The organism is Paenibacillus allorhizosphaerae (genome assembly GCF_042659105.1).
In the GTDB taxonomy this organism is placed as follows: Bacteria; Bacillota; Bacilli; order Paenibacillales; family NBRC-103111; genus Paenibacillus_G; species Paenibacillus_G allorhizosphaerae.
The window spans coordinates 758,098-777,272 of sequence record NZ_JBHSRV010000001.1 but is presented as its reverse complement, the minus strand read 5'-3'; the positions used below and the strand labels follow the sequence as shown (position 1 = coordinate 777,272).

Genomic DNA, 19,175 nt, shown 5'->3' with positions numbered 1-19,175 from the left:
GTTCCGTTGACTGTATACAATCGGACTTATATAGGCCGCGTTAGCCGGGGAGGGTTGCGCTTGTCCGCTACGAATATCTCGGGGGTTGTCTGGATTCTCATGATCATAGGGGCAGTTGTGCTGGCGGCCGGGGCGGTCGTAAGCTTATCACGACGGCGATCAAACCCGGTGGCATGGAAGCGCATCGGATGGACTGCGTTGTCGGCAGCCGCCTTTGCGGTTGCTTTCGTTCAGTATGGCCCATTCATTGGAAGAGCGGTCGGCATGGAGTATCCGTTATCCGTGCCGAAGGCGCTTATTGCCCTCGAAACCGGGAAGGCACGGCTTGTTCCGCTGACTTCGGACGCGGTCAAGCTGGTCGGGAGAAGAGGCCCCACCGAGCGGGAGCTGACCGTTTTTTTGTCGGAACGCGGCTGGCAGTTCAAGGAGAAAACCGATAATGAATTCACTTATAGAAAAGAAGACGCTGTGCTCACGGTTCATTCCCGTTTCCGGCGTGGGTATTGGTGGTATGATTTGGATCGGGCTCCGAAGTGAAAACAAATACGAATACCGGAGGGTTTACATGATATGGGAAAACTTAACGGTCGAATTGCCATTGTGACCGGAGCGAGTCGTCGAATCGGGATCGGCACGGCCATTTGCCAGGCGCTGGCAAAGGAAGGTGCAGACATTTTTTTTACCTATTGGCGGGCGTATGACCGATCGATGGAGTGGGGAGAAGACCGTGATTGGCCGGCACAGCTTGCTCATGCGCTGCAGCAGGAAGGCGTCCGCGCGGCAGGCATGGAGCTCGATCTGGCTAATCCGGAAGCACCTGCACAGCTGTTGGATAACGTGGCGGAAATGTTGGGGCAGCCATCGATCCTCATTAACAATGCAACCCACTCGACGAATGACGGGTTCCGGCGGCTAAACGCCGAAATATTGGACGCGCACTATGCGGTTAACGTACGCGGCACTTGCCTGCTCTGCTCCGAGTTTGCACGCCGGTTCGATCATCCTGCGGGCGGACGCATTGTGAATATGATTTCCGGCCAGGATAAGGGGCCGATGCCGGGTGAGCTGGCTTACGTTGCGACGAAGGGAGCGATCTCCGCATTCACCGTCACCTTGGCTGTCGAGTTGGCTCCGCTTCGGATTACGGTAAATGCCGTCGACCCCGGCCCCACCGATTCCGGTTGGATGAGCGATGAAGTCAAGCGGTTCTTATTGCCGAAATTTCCGATGGAGCGTATCGGGCAACCGAGCGACGCGGCCCGGCTTATTCAGTTTTTGGCATCGGATGACGCAGCTTGGATTACAGGGCAAATCATTCACTCCGACGGCGGTTTTCGCGATTAGATCGATCCCCCGCTCGGAACCGGTTGTGCTATACTTTGTTGTGAGATGGGGATTAGGGAGGATGCAGGTTGAATACATCGTTCGACATACGAAGCTTCATCGGTTCGCACAACGAAGATTGGTTCGATGACCGGCTTCATCAGCATTCCACCGTAGAATTCAGCGTCGTATTGGAAGGGCGCGGTTTGTTTGTAACGGCGCTGCGCGAATATCCGATCGAGGTCGGGCACGTGGTCATCATTCCGCCGAATTACGAGCATCGATTTGCGGCTGTAACGAAGGTGCGCTTCGGCGTCATTCATTTGAGCTATATTCCGGCTCAGTTAAACGATATGCTTCAGAAGCTCGGCTGCTACGGAGAGCATCCGCGAATGGTCGCGCTGTCGAGAATCGATAAAGACCGGTTTGAACGGCTGTTCCGGGAATGGCTATTTTTAAAGTCGTCGTCGTTCAAGGACAAGCAGCGAAACTACATGGCGTGGATGGAAATGTTGCTGCTGTTCCTCTACGAGCATTCGCAGACCGACTTGCAGGCGATGACGGTGACGAAAGCCGCCGACTACATACGCGAGCATTTGCGGGAAAACGTGCATATCCGCGACTTGGCCGAATTGACGGGATTGACGAATGCCGGTTTCCGCCGGTTGTTCGAGCAAATTTACGATATGAGCCCGAAGCAGTTTCAGCAGCAATGCCGGATGGATGAAGCCAAATGGCTGCTGAACTCATCGGATAAAAGCATCGAGGAGATTGCGGAGAAAGTCGGTTTTTTCAAACTGCATTCCTTCTCGCAATGGTTTAAAAAAAAGGAAGGCGTATCCCCGACCGTGTGGCGTAAAACGCAGCAGATTGACATGCTGAAGTAATGCTTGGGAGCCGATGTGTTTTTTGCGCAAATTCTGTTTCGATATCGGTAAATACTTTTCATTCGCAAAAATTTATACTTTGAGTTGAATAGGACCGAAAAAACGCAAAATCACATTGGAGGATCGCTTGGATGGATAATAACGTACTTGAACTGAAAACAAGATGCTTGAGCTCGCTCACGAAAGTATTTGCCGACGAGGAGCTTTCGGAATCCGCTTTCGGACGGGCTACCGCGCTGTTAAACGAAACGTTCTCGTTCCAGGTTGCTTATTGCTCGAATCTTTTAGTGAAACCGCTGTTCGTATCCGTAAAATCGGAGCTCGGGGACGTTGTGTCCGTTCGTTCGGTTGGCCTTGCTCCATCGGAGCTGCCGTGTTTTCACGATTACGACGAGCACGTTCTCCGCACGACGCCCGGCTTGTATCCCGATCCTCTCTATCCGTTCGACGCAGCGGAGGGGCTTATCGGCATTCCGGGGCAATGGAGGTCGGTTTGGATTCAAGTCGAAGCAAACGATTCGCTGAAGCCCGGCGTATTCCCGATTGAAATCACTTTCACCAACGCGAAGGATGAGATTCTCGGAACGGAACGGTTCGAGCTGGAACTGCTGCCGGCGCTGCTGCCGAAGCAAGAGCTCATACATACGGAATGGTTCCATACGGATTGCTTGGCCACGTATTACAACGTCGACGTGTTCAGCGATGCGCATTGGAAGCTGATCGATCAGTATGTCGAGACGGCCGTACGTCATGGGATGAACATGATATTGACGCCGCTGTTTACTCCGCCGCTCGATACGGCAGTGGGTGGAGAACGGCCGACGGTTCAGCTGGTTGACGTGGAAGTGCGCAACGGGGACTATGTTTTCGGCTTCGACAACTTGCGCAAATGGATCGATCTTTGCTCAAGCAAAGGGATACTCTACTTCGAGTTTTCGCACTTGTATACCCAGTGGGGGGCGAAGCACGCGCCGAAGATCGTCGCCCGGGTCGACGGCAGTCTGAAGCGCATATTCGGCTGGGAGACGGATTCCATCGGAGAACAATACCAGAGCTTCCTCGCCAAATTTTTGCCGGAGCTGGTTGTGTTCATTAAGGACAACGGGCTGGAAGAGCGAAGCTACTTCCATATCTCGGACGAACCGCGCCGGGTCGATCTTGAGCAATATCGCGCCGCCGCCGAACCGGTTCGGCAGCTGCTCAGCGAATTCAAGATGATTGACGCTTTGTCGAACTTCGAGTTTTACAGTCAAGGCGTCGTGACCAATCCGATTCCGTCCAACAACCATATTGAACCTTTCATCGAGAATAACGTGAAGCCGCTGTGGACTTATTACTGCGTATCGCAGCGGGTCAAAGTGTCCAATCGTTTCTTCCATATGCCGTCGTACCGCAACCGGATCATCGGCTATCAGATGTACAAATTCGAGGTAGAGGGCTTCCTGCATTGGGGCTACAATTTCTGGTACTCGCAGTATTCCAAGAAAAAGCTCGATCCGTTCCGTAATACGGATGCCTTGTGCGCTTTTCCGTCAGGCGATCCTTTCCTCGTATATCCGGGAGAAGACGGACCGTTGGAATCGATCCGGATGGAAGTGTTTTATGAAGCGCTGCAGGATCTTCGCGCCCTCAAATTGCTGGAAAGCATCATAGGCCGCGAGCAGGTGTTGGCGCTGGTGGAGGAAGGACTCGAACAGCCGATCACATTCAGCGAATACCCGCATTCGATGGAGTGGATGCTGAACAAACGCGAGCAGATCAATCAAGCGATCCTGCTTCATGCCAATGCGTCGAAGGTGTAAAGGAAAGCCATAGAGCGATAGTTCGAAACTGGAATAAGCAGTTAATTCAATAACGTTTACTATTTGCCGCTGTGCCGTCGTGAAGATGGTGCGGCGGTATTTTTTTGCATGTCGCACGCAACTTATGTAAAGATTTAGCATGAACTTATGTCGTAAAGCGGAAAATATTCGATTAAAGCTAGGTAAGCGATACTGCGAAAGGAGCATCTGCTTACCAAGAGAGCTTCAGGATGGCGTCGGTTTATCCCTTTAACTGCGGGAACGCTCACGGAACAAGGTACGTTTCGGACCATTGTGACGCAGTACGCGATGGTTTCGTCGAAAATGGCCTGTGATGGAGCAGGTGACAACCTTCTCGAAGTAATTTTAATTTCTTAACAATAGATGGCTGTGATAATCGCATACAGCCCCAATTAATAGCGTGAAAAAATATATTTACATAAACTTAATCTAAATATTGACAAAAGATAGACGCCCATTTATATTGGGGTTGAGGAATGGCGGAATTTGGAACAATACGGTGCCGGGTCACACATTCTTTTGTATAAAAATGGAGCGGGGATCTACGCCGAAGCTGGACGTTAACAAAAAAATAATACGTTGCTGGGGTGAAGCTATGCATAAAATACGTTTCAAAGGGTGGGTCACAGGCGTTGTTACGGTTTTGTTAGTTCTAGCGCTGGCTGCAGCCGCTTCGATTTGGAATCGCTTACAAAACGACGCGCTTGAGCCCCAAGAGCCGCAGCCGAGTCCCGCGGTCAAAGCGCAAAAAACAGCCATCCGCGACGACGGCTCGTTCAAAAATGCGGAGTCGTTCGAAGGCGAACAAATTCCTGCAGCCTGGCATACGGAAGGGGGAGGGCGGCTCTCGCTGTCGGAAGCGCATTACAAACACGGCTTGCAGTCCCTTTTGTGGCAATGGGAGCAAGGAGCGAAGCTGGCAATCCGCAAACCGCAATATTTGGAGCAAGCGGGCAGCGGCAAGCGGGGAGGGATGAAGCTGTGGCTGTACAACGAGAAGGCGGTCGACGGGAAGGCGACCTTCAGACTCGGCTCGGAACAGGACATGGCCCGCAGCGATCCGCGATACGTTTTCGAGATTGGGCTGAATTTCACCGGATGGCGGGGTATGTGGATTCAGTTCAGAGAAGACGGCGCGAGTGAAAGCTATAAAGGCGACGGTAAAGCGCCGCTGGAAGTGATGGACATTTTGCCTCCGGCAGTTGCACCTGCAGGAAGCCTGTTCATCGATGTGGTGGAATTCGCCGAGACGATTCCCGTGACGCGATCTACCGATTATCAAGTGCCGTATGACCGCAAACGATCGAACGGCGGGATCGGCGGGACGTGGGACCGCAGCTACTTCTGGAGCGGGCTGAAGCCGGATCTTCCGCTCCCGGACCGGATTACGCCGGAAGAAACGCGCGCTTTCGAAACGATCGCGAGGCGGTACGAAAACTGGATCTACGGAGAAAACCCCGATTTCACACAAGAGCCGCTGCAAATCCGCCGTCAGGCGCTGCAGTCGTTCATTGCCAAAGGGCTGCAAAAATATGAGCAGCTCGGCTTAAAAAGGGACGGGAACGGCTACATTACCGGAACCCCGCTGTTTTCCAGCCGTTCCACCCACGGGCCGGAATTCGGCGAAGATGTGGCGCGTGCGATTTTTTTGCCGCTCGTGTTCGATTTCAAGATCAACGGGCGTCAGGAGAGCCTGAAAAAAACGCTTGATCTGTTCGATTATTTCCACGATCAAGGATGGGCTGACGGCAGCGGGCTGGAGACGCTCGATCACGAAACGAACCGGACGAACGGTTATTTTCATACCGTTTATTTAATGCGCAAGGAGCTGAAAGAAACCGGAAGACTTGAACGCGAGCTGGCTGCCGTACGCTGGTACACGAACTTCGGAAAAACGTACGCGATGGATACCGGAGAGACGACGGCCGACGAAGTCCGCACCAAATTAATGTATGAGCTGCTTTACGTGCTGGCGCTGGACGACGGTCCCGAGAAGGTGCGCGAGATGAAAGGGCTTGTGCGCTGGATAAATAACGCACTGACCGCAGCTCCCGGTTTCGCCGGAACGATCAAGGAAGATTTCATGGGCTTTCATCACAGAGGCGTCTACATGAGCGCTTACGCGCCGCAAGCATTTCATATGGCCGCATTGATCGCATATTTGCTGCACGATACGCCGTTTGCGCTTTCCAAGCAGACGACGGACAATGTGCGCGGCGCTTTGCTGACGTTCCGCATAGTGTCGAACAAATACGATGTGCCGGTCGGCGTCAGCGGACGCTTTCCGACCAAAGACGGCATAGCGAACGAAATCATTCCCGCTTACGCCTACATGGCGCTTGCTGCCGAGCCCGTCGACCGGGAAATGGCCGGAGCGTTCATGCGGCTGTGGGATCCGAAGTCGCCTTATTTGAAACAGGGGCTGTTCCCTAGCGCAGACAGCAGCGATGTGTCGTACTTGGACACGATCGGCGGGCTCCAGCTTGCCCTGAAGCTCGCCGGCATGGGGGTTCCGGCGGAACAAAGCCCGTAAGGCTTTTGGATGAAGCCTTCGGCAGCCCTCGGTATCCTGCGCCGGGACGATTGGATGGTTTCGGTCAAAGGCTGGAGCCAATATGTGTTCGATTTTGAGTCGCAAGCGCCAAAAGCGGCCGACGCTGCGCAAAAGGCGCAGGGCGGGCAAAACGTGTACGGCAGATATAGCGGCTACGGCGCGATGCAAATTATGGCAGCCGGCGACCCGATCAACAAGAAGAACAACGGGTACGGCTTTGACAACGGATGGGATTGGAACCGTTGGCCCGGCGCTACGACCAAGCATTTGCCCTGGACGGAGCTTGCGGTATCCAAGGATCGCCCGCAATCCCGTTCGTTTACGGACGAAACGTTCGTCGGCGGAGTGGAGAGCGAAGGGAATAACGGCATATTTGCGATGAAGCTGCACGATACGGTATACGACAAGACGTTTCGCGCCGAAAAGTCCGTATTTTTTTTCGATAATGAATTGATCGCGCTAGGGTCGGGCATTGGCAATGACGATGACAAATACGCGACGGAAACGACGCTGTTCCAGTCGATGATGACCGAAACGGCGATGCCGATCCGGGTTCAAGCCGAGCAGCCGGTAACCGAATTTCCTTACCGGTTCGAAGTGACGAAGGACGAGAAGGCGTGGTTGATGGACCCTTACGGCAACGGCTATGTCGTTCCGCACGCAAACGGTCTCCGCATCGAACGAAAGACGCAATCGTCGCCGGACCAAAGCGGCAAGAAAACGACTTCCGGCGCCTATAGCACCGCATGGATCGACCACGGGCTGAATCCGAAGGACGCGGGCTACGAATATGCGGTTCTCGTGCAATCTGCACCAGACCAAGTGAAACGGTATGCGGAAGCTCCGAACTACGAAGTGCTGCGCAAAGACAGCAGCGCCCATATTGTGAAGCATTTGAAACAGCATGCGATCGGCTACGTCATTTTTGATGAAAAGACGGCAATCGAGGGCGGGCACGTCCGCAAAACAAGCCGTCCGTCGATTATCATGGAGAAGGAAACAGGAGGAGGCATCGTGCTTAGCGTTGCGGATCCCGATCTGAGGCTGCCAAAGCTGCCGGACCAGCGGATGGACGACGATGTCGCGTTGACTCCCGGATCGACGGAAACGGTGCGCGTTGAATTGACGGGAAGCTGGCAGCCGGGGCAATCGTTGCCGAGCGGCATACGCGTAATAAATGGAGGCGCCAATCTCACGGTGCTGGAGTTTGACTGCAGGAACGGAAAGACGGCGGAAGTGGCATTGACCAAGACGAAGTAAGCTTCTGCCTGCGTTTATATAACCATACCGGTATATAAGGGGGATGCAGCAATGTACAAAAAAACTGCTATTGTATTAGCCTCAGCTAGTCTGCTCTTTACGGCAGCAGCCTGCTCCAACGGCGGAGGAGCGGGGAAGCCGGCCGAAAGTCAAAGCCGCGACGGCAAAAAGGCGACGCAAAGCGTACAAACCACGGAGCCTGTAAAGCTGTCATTTTACTCGTTCGGCGTATCGCTTACGGATGCGGACTTCGATTATTTGTTCGTGCAGCCGCTCAAGAAGAAGTTCCCGAACGTGACGCTCGACTGGATCAAAAGCGGGACCGGTGCGATGCCCGAAGACTTGGTTGCGGCGGGGAATATCCCCGACATCGTCTTTACGCCCAGCCCCCGGCTGTCGAACTATTATAAGCTCGGCATCCCGTACGATTTGACGGAGATGGTTAAGCGCCAGGCGACCGATCTGAACAAATTCGACTCCGTCGTGCTGGACAACATCAGGCAATACGCAAGCAAAGGAGAGCTGCTCGGTCTGCCTTATACGGTTAACTATGCGGCATTATTTTATAACAAGGATTTGTTCGACAGCTTCGGCGTCAAATACCCGGTCGACGGGATGGATTGGGAACAGACGCTGGACGTGGCGCGGAAAATGACGGGGATGCAGAACGGAAAGCAGATTCGCGGGCTCGACCCGGGGCATCTCACCGCCGTCGGCTCCGCTCTCTCGCTTTCCTTCGTCGATGCCAAAACGAACAAGGCGCTGATCAATTCCGACGAATGGCGAAGGGCAACGCGGTTGATCGAAGATATGTATCGCATCCCCGGCAACGAGTTCGGCAAAGACCGCGATACGCCGAACAAGTCGCGCAACGCCTTTCTGAAAGACCGTAACATTGCGATGTATGCGTATTGGGCAAACGGCATGCTCGGCTTGTTTGAGGAAATGGAGCAAAAAGGCGAGAAGTTGAACTGGGATATGGTGACGCTGCCTAATTTCAAAGAAGCGCTCGGCAAAAACCGGACGGCCAATTCCCAGCTTCTATCCATTTCGTCGACCGGAAAAAACAAGGAGATCGCCTTTCAGGTGATCGACTACTTGACGTCGGACGAAGCACAAACGATTCTCGCCCGCACGGGGCGGCTGCCCGCGGTAAGCAAGCCGGAAATTTTGAAAAGCTACGGTGCGGATTTGAAATCGCTGCAAGGGAAAAACGCATCCGTCGTCTTGAAGACGAAGCCGGCAAGCTTTCACCCGACTGCATACGACGATATCGTAAATACGATTTTGGAAAATGCGATCAAGGACGTAATGAGCGGCAAGAAGGATGCAAACACCGCGCACCGCGAAGCGGAGGAACAGGCTAACAAGGAAATTGCCGCCGAAGCGGCCAGAACCGCGAAATGAAGCATCCCGGAACACCGGGCACTTACGGGCGTTGTCGGTCCTTGGGACGTAGCTGAAGTGGCGCACCCGGAGCATCGGCTTGGTAAAGGAAAAGCGGTGTAAAGATGAGGAGGAAACGGCGAATGAACCATGAATTACGAACAGTCAATGGCGAGTTTTCGGATGTATCCGGCACGGTAAAGACGGATGAACTGCAAGACGACGGTACTTTCGGGCAAGCCGAATCGTTCGAGGGAGAGACAGTGCCTATACTGTGGCAGGCAACCGGGGGAGGCGATCTTCAGCTTTCGCGAGCACACTATAAGCACGGCCGGCAATGCTTGCGCTGGCAGTGGGCACAGGGCAGTGCGCTGACGGTCACCCGTCCGCCGTATTTGGATGAAGCGGGCGGCAGCCGAAACGGCGGCATGAAGCTGTGGATCTACAACGAATCGCCCGTTGACGGCAAGCTGTCGTTCCGATTCGGTTCCGAGCGGGAGATGGATGATCGCGGTCCACGGTATGCCTTCGAGATCGGGATCAACTTTACCGGATGGCGCGGGTTCAATGTTCATTTCCGCGAAGACGGGATGATCGAACGTTCACAGCAGGAGAACAAAGGAGCGGCAGCGGGGCGCACGGCTAACGAAGATGAGCAGCTGGAAGTGATGGAAATCGTTCCGCCGGAGGGAGCGGCAAGCGGAAGCATCTTTTTCGACGCGATTGAATTTGTCGAGCATGTGCCGGCATCGCGTTCGTCCGATGATCAGATGCCGTTCACCCGGCAGCGAACGAACGGGGGCAAGGGCGGGTCATGGGATCGCTCCTTTCATTTCAGCAGACAGCGCCCGCAGCTTCCGCTCGATGATGCCGTCACGCCGGAGCAGCTCCAGGCGTTCGAGACGATTGCCCGCCGGTCCGAGGAATGGGTATATGGCGTGAGACCGGACGTAACTCGCGAGCCGATCCGCATCCGGTATGAGGCGCTGCAGTCCTTTATCCGTTCGGGCTTGAATAAGTTTGAAAGTCTCCGGTTGCGAAGAGACGAGAACGGATGTATGACCGGCATGCCTTTATTTTCCAGTCGGTCGGCTCACGGTCCGGAATTCGGCAAATCCGTCTCGCGAACGATTTTTTTGCCGCTTGTGCTCGATTATAAAATGAACGGCAATCCGGAAAGCAAACGTAAGGCGCTCGATCTGTTCGATCATTTCCACGATCAAGGCTGGGCGGCAGGGAGCGGCTTGGAGACGCTCGACCACGAAACGAACCGCAATTCGGGGTATTTTCACGCAGTTTTCCTGATGAGAAAGGAGCTGCGGGAAACGGGCCGTCTAGAGCGCGAATTGGCCGCGATGAACTGGTTTACGAATTTCGGCAAAACGTACGGAATGCCGGGTGTCGATTATATGGAGACAACATCCGACGAAGTGCGCACGCGGTTTCATTACAAGCTGCTGTATGTACTTGCGATGGACGACACGCCGGAGAAGGTACGGCGCATGAAAGGGCTGCTCCAATGGATGAACCACGCATTGGCGATCGCGCCCGGCTACGCGGGGACGATCAAGCACGATTACATGGGCTTTCATCACCGCGGCGTGTATATGAGCGCTTATGCTCCCAATGCTTACCATACGGCCGCTTTGATCGCCTATCTGCTGCACGGTACGCCGTTCGCCCTATCTCCGTCGTCAGTGCATAACGTGAAGCAGGCGCTGCTAACGCTGCGCACCGTGACGAACAAATACGATGTGCCGGTCGGCATTAGCGGCAGATTCCCTACGAAAGGCGGAATCACGAACGAGATGCTTCCCGCTTACGCTTATATGGCGCTGGCCGGCGACCCGGTCGATCCGGACATGGCTGGCGCATTCATGCGGCTGTGGGACGATGAATCTCCGTACTTGAAGGAAAAGCTGTTTCCCCTAGCCGATTCCAAAAACGTCCAATATACGGACACGATCGGCGGATTGCAGCTGATGCTGGGGCTGGCGGATGAGGGCTATTCGCCGGAGCGGAGCCCGCAAGGGTACTGGTTCAAGCCGTCGGCTGCACTTGCCGTACTGCGGCGCGACGATTGGATGGTATCGACCAAAGGATGGAGCCAGTACGTATTCGACTTCGAAGTGCACGGTAGACGAAACGCCGAATCGGCGTTCAAAGTGACGGAAGGCGAAAACGTATACGGGCGCTATGTAAGCTACGGCGCGATGCAAATCCTCGCTTCGGGCGATCCGGTGAGCGCGGAGGACAGCGGTTATGCCCTGGATCAAGGCTGGGATTGGTGCCGCTGGCCTGGGGCAACGACGAAGCGCCTTGCACTTGAGGCGATGGAAGTCGGAAAAGGCGGCTCGAAAAACGGCATGTTCAACGAAAATACCCGTTCGTTCAGCGATGAAACGTTTGTCGGCGGCGTTGTCAGCGAAGGAACGGACGGCGTGTTTGCGATGAAGCTTCACGATACGGTATTCGACCCGAGCTTCCGCGCCGTGAAGTCGTATTTCTACTTCGGCCGCGAGGTGATCGCACTCGGCTCGCATATTCAAAGCGACGACGGCGTGCATCGTACGGAAACGACGCTGTTCCAGTCGCACATGCCGGACACGAGTATGCCTATTGTAGTCAATTCCGCTGAGACGACGGCATTCCCGTACAGCTTCCATCCAGCCGAAACCGGTCCGGTTTGGATTATCGATCCTTACGGCAACGGGTATGTCGTACCCGACCCGCAAGGGCTGCATCTCGAGCGCGGCATGCAGCATTCCATGGATCACAGCGGCGGCAAGCCGACGTCCGGGGCGTATTCAACTGCATGGATCGATCATGGGACGAAGCCGGATGGCGCGGGTTACGAGTATGCCGTCCTCGTGCAGGTCGCGCCGGAGGAAGTTGAAACATATGCCAAGACGCCGCCGTACCGGGTACTGCGCAAGGATGAGCAGGCGCATGTGGTCGAGCACAGAGGAGAGCGGGCGATCGGTTACGCCCTGTTCGACCCGGGGGCGCATTTGAGTTACGGCATCTTGCGAAGCGCGAGCGTTCCGGTCCTTGCTATGGAGAAGGAACGTGGCGGCGAGCTTGTGCTAAGCGTATCGGACCCGGATTTGCGGCTGCCGAAGCTGCCGAATCAGAAGATGGAGGATCATATCGCCTGGACGGCGGGGACGGCATCCCAAGTGCGGATTGAACTCGCTGGCCGCTGGGAGCTGCGGACGGATCGGCCGAATCCGTCGATCCGATCGATCCAATCGGATGCGCAGTCAACGATTCTGGAATTGGAGTGCGCGAACGGCGTTACAGTGGAAGTAACGCTGACGAGAGCAAACTAAATAAGAACCGCAATCGCATGCCCTCTGCAATCGACTGAATAGACGCTCGAACGGATCAGCCTGCCCGTCTGAAACACCGGGTTGGTTCAGCTTCACTCAAAACGAATAAATTGGGATGTTATTAAAAGGTTTTCCATGGAGGGGGAACTTGAACATGTTGAATAAAGCCGTATGCGTCGCGCTGTCTCTCGCTTTGCCCACGGCGCTTCTCGCCGCCTGCAGCCATGCCAAGGATACGACGAATAAAAATAAAGAAGAAAAGCAGCAGCCCGTAACCTTGAAGTTTTATACGGGGGACAAAGACTATGAGACGCGGTTCAAAAACGAAATCGCCGATAAAGTCAAACAAAAGTACCCTTATATTTCGTTTGAGTTTCAAGGGGCGGATAAAGGGAAAGAAATACAGGATCTGGTCGTCGCCGGAGACAGCCCCGATATTTATTACCAAGGGTTATCCGCGCTGGACAACAATCTGGTGAAATTCAATTTGCAGTACGACTTGTCCGATTTAATCAAGAAAAACAATTTCGAGCTGAGCCGGATCGACCCGGCTTACCTCGAAATTATCAAGAGCGCGTCGGCGACTTACGGAGGGAGCTACTACGGGCTTCCCGTAACAGGCTATACGCCGGTGCTGTTTTACAACAAAGACATCTTCGACAAGTTCGGCGTTCCTTATCCGAAAGACGGCATGACATGGGATGACGCTTACGCGATCGCCCAAAAATTGACTCGGGTGGAAGACGGCGTGCAATACCGGGGCATGACGATGAATTTTACTTATTTGCTCGACAACAACCAGCTGGCGGCCCCGTATTTTCTACAGAAGGAAGACCGGGCGGCGATCCAAACGGATGCGTGGAAGTCGATTTTCACCACGCTGTCGAAGTTTTACCGGCTCCCGCTCGACAAGCCGTTGGACGACCGCAGCCGCGTCAAGGAAGTAAGCGCCTTTACGAAGGAGCGCACGTCCGCCATGCACGCGGATGTTACGGCGGCGATCGAGAGCTTCCCGGACGATTTCATGCATTGGGACATGGTGTCGCTGCCGACGATGAAAGAAGCGCCGGGCACGAACGCGATGGTCAATCCGAGATTTTATTATATTATGAGCTCTAGCAAAAATAAGGAAGCGGCCTTTAAAGTCATTGATTTCGTACTGTCCGACGAAATGCAAATGGCAGCGAGCAAGACAGGTAAAGCGACCGTCTTGAGCAAGCCGGACATTCAGAAAGCGTACAGCCAGGATTTCGCCGCCATGAAAGGCAAAAATACCGGGGGTGCGCTGTACGTCAACAAATCGGCGAAGCCGGCTCCGCCGCGCGATCCGAAACTGACCACCGTTTCCACGGCCGCGCCATTGAACAAAGAGTTCAACAATGTCATCAAGGGGATCAAGGATGTCAACACCGCCTTGCGCGACTTCGAGGACAGCGTGAACAAATTGATCACCGCGGAAAAAAGCAAGTAAGCGGCTGCATGCTGTTCGAGAGACGGCAGCTCGACGGGGCGGGCACTGTGGCATGCTCCGCCGGACGCGGTTGCGGAATCGACGCTGGCCCAATAAAACGGCTTGACCTGCGGGATATTGATCTATCCCAGATACAGGTCAAGCCGTTGCTTGTCATATCATCAATATTTCCCGCAAATCCGCCTCTGTCAAAGTGGACAGCGATTCCTGGCCGGGCTGAATGACTTCCTCGATGAGATGCTTCTTTTTTTGCTGAAGCTCGTACATTTTCTCTTCAACCGTGCCTTGCGTCACGAGCCGGATCACCTGCACGACGTTCTTCTGTCCGATACGATGGGCGCGGTCAGCGGCTTGCTGTTCCACGGCGGGGTTCCACCACAGGTCGTAAAGGATGACGGTATCCGCTCCGGTCAAGTTCAGTCCGGTGCCGCCGGCTTTTAAGGAAATCAGGAACAAATCCCGCGCCCCATCGTTAAACTTGCTGCACAGTTCCACCCGCTCCGCCGAAGGGGTTTGGCCGTCCAGGTAAAAGAACGGTACGCCCCGGTAACCGAGCTCACGGCCGATCAAGGCGAGCATCTCTGTAAATTGCGAGAAGACGAGCATCCGTTTTCCTGCGCTGATGCATTCCTCCACGATTTCCAACAGCTGCTCGAATTTGGCCGAGCTTCCGGCATAATCTTCGACGAATAGGGCCGGATGGCAGCACAGCTGGCGAAGGCGGGTTAGGCCGGCCAATATTTTGATCCGGTTTTTATGGAAGGCTTCTGCGTTCAAATGCTTCAATGTCTCCTGCTGCAGCTTTGAAAGATAGGCGGCATACAGCTTCTTCTGGTCGGGCAGCAGATCGGAAGCTTGCAGCGTCTCAATCTTCTCCGGCAGTTCCTTCAGTACGTCGGATTTCACCCGCCGCAGCAGAAACGGACGAGCCCGTCTCGCCACGGTTTCCCGTGACAATTCGTTGAATGCCTTCCGCCCCGGAAACAATTCGGGGAACACGGCATCGAAGAGGGACCACAGCTCCTCTAGCGAGTTTTCCACAGGCGTTCCGGTCAGGGCGAAACGGTATCGGGCCTGAATGCTTTTCACCGCGTGCGCCGTTTGCGTAGCATGATTTTTGAAAGCTTGCGCTTCGTCCAGGATGAGCGTATGGAACGGTTGGGCGGTATACAGCTCGATGTCCCGGCGCAGCAGCGGGTACGACGTAATGATCACGTCAACCAGAGCTGCTTCATGGATGGCGTGGCTGCGTTCCGCCTTGCTTCCGTCGGCGATGACCGCGCGAATGTCCGGAGCGAACTTCTTCAGCTCGTTCCGCCAATTGTATACGAGCGAAGCGGGACAGACGATGACTGCCGGCAGCTTCTCCTCACGGATGCCGGGCAGCACGGAGACGAGAAAGGCGATGCTTTGCAGCGTTTTGCCGAGCCCCATATCATCGGCAAGGATGCCGCCGAATCGATAATACGCCAGCGTCTTCATCCATTGGAACCCGTATTTCTGATAATCCCGCAGCACGGGAACAAGCGGCTCGGGAACGGGGAAATCAAGATTGTCCGGGTTGCGCATGTTATCGAGCAGCTGCCGGAACGACTTTCCGAGCTTGACCGCATGGCCTTGCTTCTCTGCATCGATCAAGCGAAGTCCGCGGATGGCCGGCAGACGAATGTCCGCCGCTTTCAGATCCTGCTGGCGCAAGCCCACTTCGTTCATAAAGCGGACAATTTCCTGAAACTCCGCCGTCTCCAGCGGCATCAGCGCTCCGTTCGGGAGCCGGTAATATCTGCGCTTTTCATCAAGCGACTGCAGCAGTTTACGGATTTCCGCTTCGGGAATGCCATCCAGATCGAACTTGAACTCGAGCCAGTCGGTTCTCTCGTCCACGTTTACGGTAACTTTCGGCGGCGTATTCCCGACGTACAGCCGCTCTTTTACCGCGGTTGTGGCGTATATGTCGGCCAGCTTCTCCAATTGCGGAACGGTATGATACAGAAATTCATACTCCGCATCCTCGTCATCCAGGAAATAGCCGCTTTCCGTTTGGGCGAAGTCACTTTGCTCCATCAGGTACAGGATTTGCGCTTCCCGCTCGCCGTCCCGCATCAATATTCGGCCTTCTCCCCGTCCGGAGCCGGCTGCGTCGAGCGGGTTCACGACGATATCGCCGTATTGAAACTCAAGTCCGGCCAACAGCCGGTCTTTGACCCGATCCAGGTACAGCCTCGCCTTCAGCGGCGATTGCACGATGCGATCGGACACCGCCTGAGCGATCCTTACGCTTCCCAGCTTCATCAGACCGGGGACGACCTTTTCCATAAAGGGCTCCATCTGCTCCGGAGGAATCCGGATTTGCTGCTTGCGTGAAGTTTCGAGCATTTGTTTCAGCTCCGTCAACTGCCGGCCGCTGCCTTCCTGCAGCTTCAGCAGCTTTCCATCATGGAGGACGGCGCCGTAGGATTCCATCACGATAATGTCGTCCAGCCCGTGAATGTCCAGCTCATACCCGTCCGATCGCGCTTGATCGAATTCGAAGCGGAGCGGGAGCGGCTCGTCGGACAGGATGATGCCGTCGAACGTTTTGCCGCCTTGCTCCAGTTTGACCGACGACGCTTCAAGCAGCCGGGGGAGAAGCGTATCCCACAGAAAAGGAGGGATGAGCAGCATCCGGTCGCCGCCCGCCGCATGGGAAGGATGCGCATAGGGGTTCGACGATTCGCGATACATTTTCTCATGATGGAGGATTTCGATTAATGTACGGATAACGGCATCGTCATGCTCTTGAAAGCAATGCAGCTCCGGCTCGTACAAAAATTGCTTCGTAAAGGTGAACGCCTCTCTCCGCTCCACGCTGGACAAAAAATCCCTTATTTTTTGCACGATATACAGCCGCTTGGGACCGACTTTGAGTTCTACTCCGAACATGTGTTTGCGGTATCCGTAAGGAAAAAGCTTGCAGATGAATTCCACGTCAAGCGGCGTTCTGGCATCAAACCGTGTCCGCATCCCGCTTGGCCGCGGCGACCGGTTGCTGAACAGCCCCAGCACGCGAGTCATCAGCAGCGATTCATTCGGCGATATTCCCGAATATCCCGGTTCCGGCGAAGGGGTGCTCCGTGCGTATCTCGGGGTTAAATGTCCGTCTTCTTGCGGAATCCGGTTTTCGGGATGCAGCAGGGAAGGATACGATCGGCCTGGCGGCTTGCCTGCCTGCAGCTCATCATAAATATGGAACAGCACACCGGCGATATGTTTGCAGTAGTTGTCGTAGGAATCGTAAGCGGGGCATTCGCATTCCGCGTCCACATCGCCGTCGGCATCGATCCGGACCGTAACCTCGTACTTGCTTTTCCCTTTGACCACTGCTTGGTACACGTTAGCATCATGATCGGAATTTATAAGGCTCACTTTGCCTTCGTGATAATAGCCTTCTCCCCGCTCATAACTGAGATTGCCGCAAAGCTGCCTAATCATTCGCTTCGTCAGTTCAAAACCCATCGCTTACTTCCTTCCTCCGGAGCCTGTAATGGAACATGTTGTTGGAGGACTCCAGCTTTTTCTGCATACCGCTGCCTAGCCTTGCTTGCGGAGCAACCGTTCGGCCGCGGCATTCGCCGATTCAAGTCCTGCCCAATACAAGCCGAGCGCCGCATCGAGCTCTTCGATCCGGCTCGAATCGGGAATCATTTCAAACAGGAAATGGCTGTTTTCGATCCGGTCGTCCTTAATGTTGAGCGACTCGAGCGTCTCTTTGTCCCACAGCTCCTCATTGACCGTTCGGAGCACGGATAAAAATTGAGAGCTTCGGCCGATCGACTCCTGCAGCCCCGGATCGAGCGCGGTTCGCACGAATTCTACGGCCAGCTCCGGGTCGCTGCAGCGGGATGGGATCATGAACGCATTGGCGATCAGCAGCGTCGCCTTCTCCTCTCCGAACGGCAGGGGAGCCACCTGCGCCTCAAAATCAAGCTGATCGTTACGCCATCCGGCCAGCTCGATCGAGGTGGTCAGCACCATGCCGGATTTGCCGCGAACGAAAGCATCGGAGTTTCGCAGAAATTTGGCGGAGTTCGTAGCGACCCGGTATCGGTACAGAAGATCGTGAATAAAGGTAAGCGTCCGGATAAGCGGCTCTTTATCGTCTGCGTTGTCGAACCGTACGCCATTCTGCAGCGCAATGACGGGCCAGCGGTTAAAAGATGAATTCACGGAAAAACCATATTGATCGACAATGCCGTCTCCATCCGTATCTACGGTCAGCTTGCGGGCCGCTTCGACAAAATCATCCCGCGTCCAGTTCGGGCCCGGCCTTTCGACGCCGTATGCATCAAACAACTGCGGGTTATACGCCAAGTAGACAGTGGAGAAAGTGACCGGCGCGGCGATGACCGCTTGCCCCTGACGAAACGCTCCTGCCATTCGAGGGTACATCGCTTGCAAGCTTTGTTCAAGCGGCCCTTGCAGATCAAGGAAGGCGTCCTGCCCCAGATCGGATTCGAGGCACTGCCGGTCCCCGGCAAAAATAACGTCGGGCTGCAGCCCCATGTCGCTGCTGGCACGGATCGACTCCCAGAAATCGAGCGTCGGAAAGCTCATGAATTTCACGTCGACGTGACTGTATTTTTGCTGAAACACATCGATAATGTGCTGCATGCAGCTGTCGGCAAAATGGGATGGAGAGGTGGCGAGCACGCGCAGCACCTTGCGCTCGCTGACGGGAACGACAAGATCGGGAGACACGACCGTGCCTTGCCCGACTTTTTTGACGATCAGACGATCCTTTAGCAGCTGGTCGAGCGACTTTCGAACCGAAGTGCGGCTCATGCTGTAATGTTTGCATAGTTCGTTCTCGGACAGCAAATATTCGCCGGGCTTAATATAGCCGGATAAAATTTGCTCGCGCAAAATATTGGCAAGCTTCGTATACCGAAATTCATTTTCGCGTCTCATATCGATCATTCTTCCATTCTATTAGTAAATATGACTCATTATATATCAGATCCAAGCGAATATAAACGGAAAGGGGGCGAAATACACAGGCATCCGATTTTTTTGCGGTTACATATGGTATTTCATGGCGAATTAAAATATAATACAAGTATGATACATATATTTAATTCATAACAGCAACTGGAGGGGATG

At 54.6% G+C, this 19,175-nt stretch carries 11 protein-coding genes; 9 read left to right on the top strand and 2 right to left on the bottom strand.

Translation table 11 applies throughout. The features are described 5' to 3' along the window. The first annotated feature begins 60 nt into the window (after positions 1 to 60). The 9 genes from ACFQI7_RS03235 to ACFQI7_RS03195 all read left to right on the top strand — a co-directional run bounded on the left by ACFQI7_RS03235 (position 61) and on the right by ACFQI7_RS03195 (position 14,036). Positions 61 to 537, top strand: a complete 477-nt coding sequence (locus tag ACFQI7_RS03235) for a hypothetical protein (RefSeq protein WP_218096958.1) — start codon at positions 61 to 63, stop codon at positions 535 to 537. A 33-nt stretch (positions 538 to 570) separates the two neighbouring features. Continuing rightward, the gene (locus tag ACFQI7_RS03230; RefSeq protein ID WP_218096957.1) at positions 571 to 1,344 is read left to right on the top strand and encodes an SDR family oxidoreductase; all 774 of its coding nucleotides are present in this window, start codon (positions 571 to 573) and stop codon (positions 1,342 to 1,344) included. Between the two features lie 68 nt (positions 1,345 to 1,412). After that, complete coding sequence (locus ACFQI7_RS03225) at positions 1,413 to 2,210, top strand: helix-turn-helix domain-containing protein (RefSeq protein WP_218096956.1); 798 nt, start codon at positions 1,413 to 1,415, stop codon at positions 2,208 to 2,210. Between the two features lie 131 nt (positions 2,211 to 2,341). Then, the gene (locus ACFQI7_RS03220; protein WP_218096955.1) at positions 2,342 to 4,012 is read left to right on the top strand and encodes a DUF4091 domain-containing protein; all 1,671 of its coding nucleotides are present in this window, start codon (positions 2,342 to 2,344) and stop codon (positions 4,010 to 4,012) included. Positions 4,013 to 4,628: 616 nt separating this feature from the next. Continuing rightward, positions 4,629 to 6,566: a chondroitinase family polysaccharide lyase gene (locus ACFQI7_RS03215; protein ID WP_218096954.1), complete on the top strand. Its 1,938-nt coding sequence runs from the start codon at positions 4,629 to 4,631 to the stop codon at positions 6,564 to 6,566. A 9-nt stretch (positions 6,567 to 6,575) separates the two neighbouring features. After that, positions 6,576 to 7,847, top strand: coding sequence for a polysaccharide lyase family 8 super-sandwich domain-containing protein (locus ACFQI7_RS03210; protein ID WP_218096953.1), 1,272 nt, complete (start codon positions 6,576 to 6,578; stop codon positions 7,845 to 7,847). Between the two features lie 51 nt (positions 7,848 to 7,898). Then, positions 7,899 to 9,254: an ABC transporter substrate-binding protein gene (locus ACFQI7_RS03205; protein WP_218096952.1), complete on the top strand. Its 1,356-nt coding sequence runs from the start codon at positions 7,899 to 7,901 to the stop codon at positions 9,252 to 9,254. A gap of 122 nt (positions 9,255 to 9,376) precedes the next feature. Continuing rightward, on the top strand, positions 9,377 to 12,565 hold the full coding sequence (locus tag ACFQI7_RS03200; RefSeq protein WP_218096951.1) for a chondroitinase family polysaccharide lyase: 3,189 nt from the start codon (positions 9,377 to 9,379) through the stop codon (positions 12,563 to 12,565). A gap of 154 nt (positions 12,566 to 12,719) precedes the next feature. Further along, positions 12,720 to 14,036 carry an ABC transporter substrate-binding protein gene (locus tag ACFQI7_RS03195; RefSeq protein WP_218096950.1) on the top strand — a complete coding sequence of 439 codons (1,317 nt, stop codon included), beginning with the start codon at positions 12,720 to 12,722 and terminating at the stop codon, positions 14,034 to 14,036. 153 nt (positions 14,037 to 14,189) lie between these two features. Here the strand turns inward: ACFQI7_RS03195 and ACFQI7_RS03190 are convergent, their stop codons facing one another. Both ACFQI7_RS03190 and ACFQI7_RS03185 read right to left on the bottom strand, forming a co-directional pair. Then, entirely contained in the window at positions 14,190 to 17,531 is a 3,342-nt protein-coding gene (locus ACFQI7_RS03190; RefSeq protein ID WP_218096949.1) for a DEAD/DEAH box helicase, read from the bottom strand. A 75-nt stretch (positions 17,532 to 17,606) separates the two neighbouring features. After that, on the bottom strand, positions 17,607 to 18,983 hold the full coding sequence (locus ACFQI7_RS03185; RefSeq protein ID WP_218096948.1) for an extracellular solute-binding protein: 1,377 nt from the start codon (positions 18,981 to 18,983) through the stop codon (positions 17,607 to 17,609). Positions 18,984 to 19,175: the final 192 nt, after the last annotated feature.

What these genes read in the sequence shown, in the direction of transcription:
- ACFQI7_RS03230 (WP_218096957.1), top strand. Translation starts at nt 571, where the DNA reads ATGGGAAAACTTAACGGTCGAATTGCCATTGTGACCGGAGCGAGTCGT.
- ACFQI7_RS03220 (WP_218096955.1), top strand. Translation starts at nt 2,342, where the DNA reads ATGGATAATAACGTACTTGAACTGAAAACAAGATGCTTGAGCTCGCTC.
- ACFQI7_RS03215 (WP_218096954.1), top strand. Translation starts at nt 4,629, where the DNA reads ATGCATAAAATACGTTTCAAAGGGTGGGTCACAGGCGTTGTTACGGTT.
- ACFQI7_RS03210 (WP_218096953.1), top strand. Translation starts at nt 6,576, where the DNA reads ATGAAGCCTTCGGCAGCCCTCGGTATCCTGCGCCGGGACGATTGGATG.
- ACFQI7_RS03205 (WP_218096952.1), top strand. Translation starts at nt 7,899, where the DNA reads ATGTACAAAAAAACTGCTATTGTATTAGCCTCAGCTAGTCTGCTCTTT.
- ACFQI7_RS03200 (WP_218096951.1), top strand. Translation starts at nt 9,377, where the DNA reads ATGAACCATGAATTACGAACAGTCAATGGCGAGTTTTCGGATGTATCC.
- ACFQI7_RS03195 (WP_218096950.1), top strand. Translation starts at nt 12,720, where the DNA reads ATGTTGAATAAAGCCGTATGCGTCGCGCTGTCTCTCGCTTTGCCCACG.
- ACFQI7_RS03190 (WP_218096949.1), bottom strand. Translation starts at nt 17,531, where the DNA reads ATGGGTTTTGAACTGACGAAGCGAATGATTAGGCAGCTTTGCGGCAAT.
- ACFQI7_RS03185 (WP_218096948.1), bottom strand. Translation starts at nt 18,983, where the DNA reads ATGAGACGCGAAAATGAATTTCGGTATACGAAGCTTGCCAATATTTTG.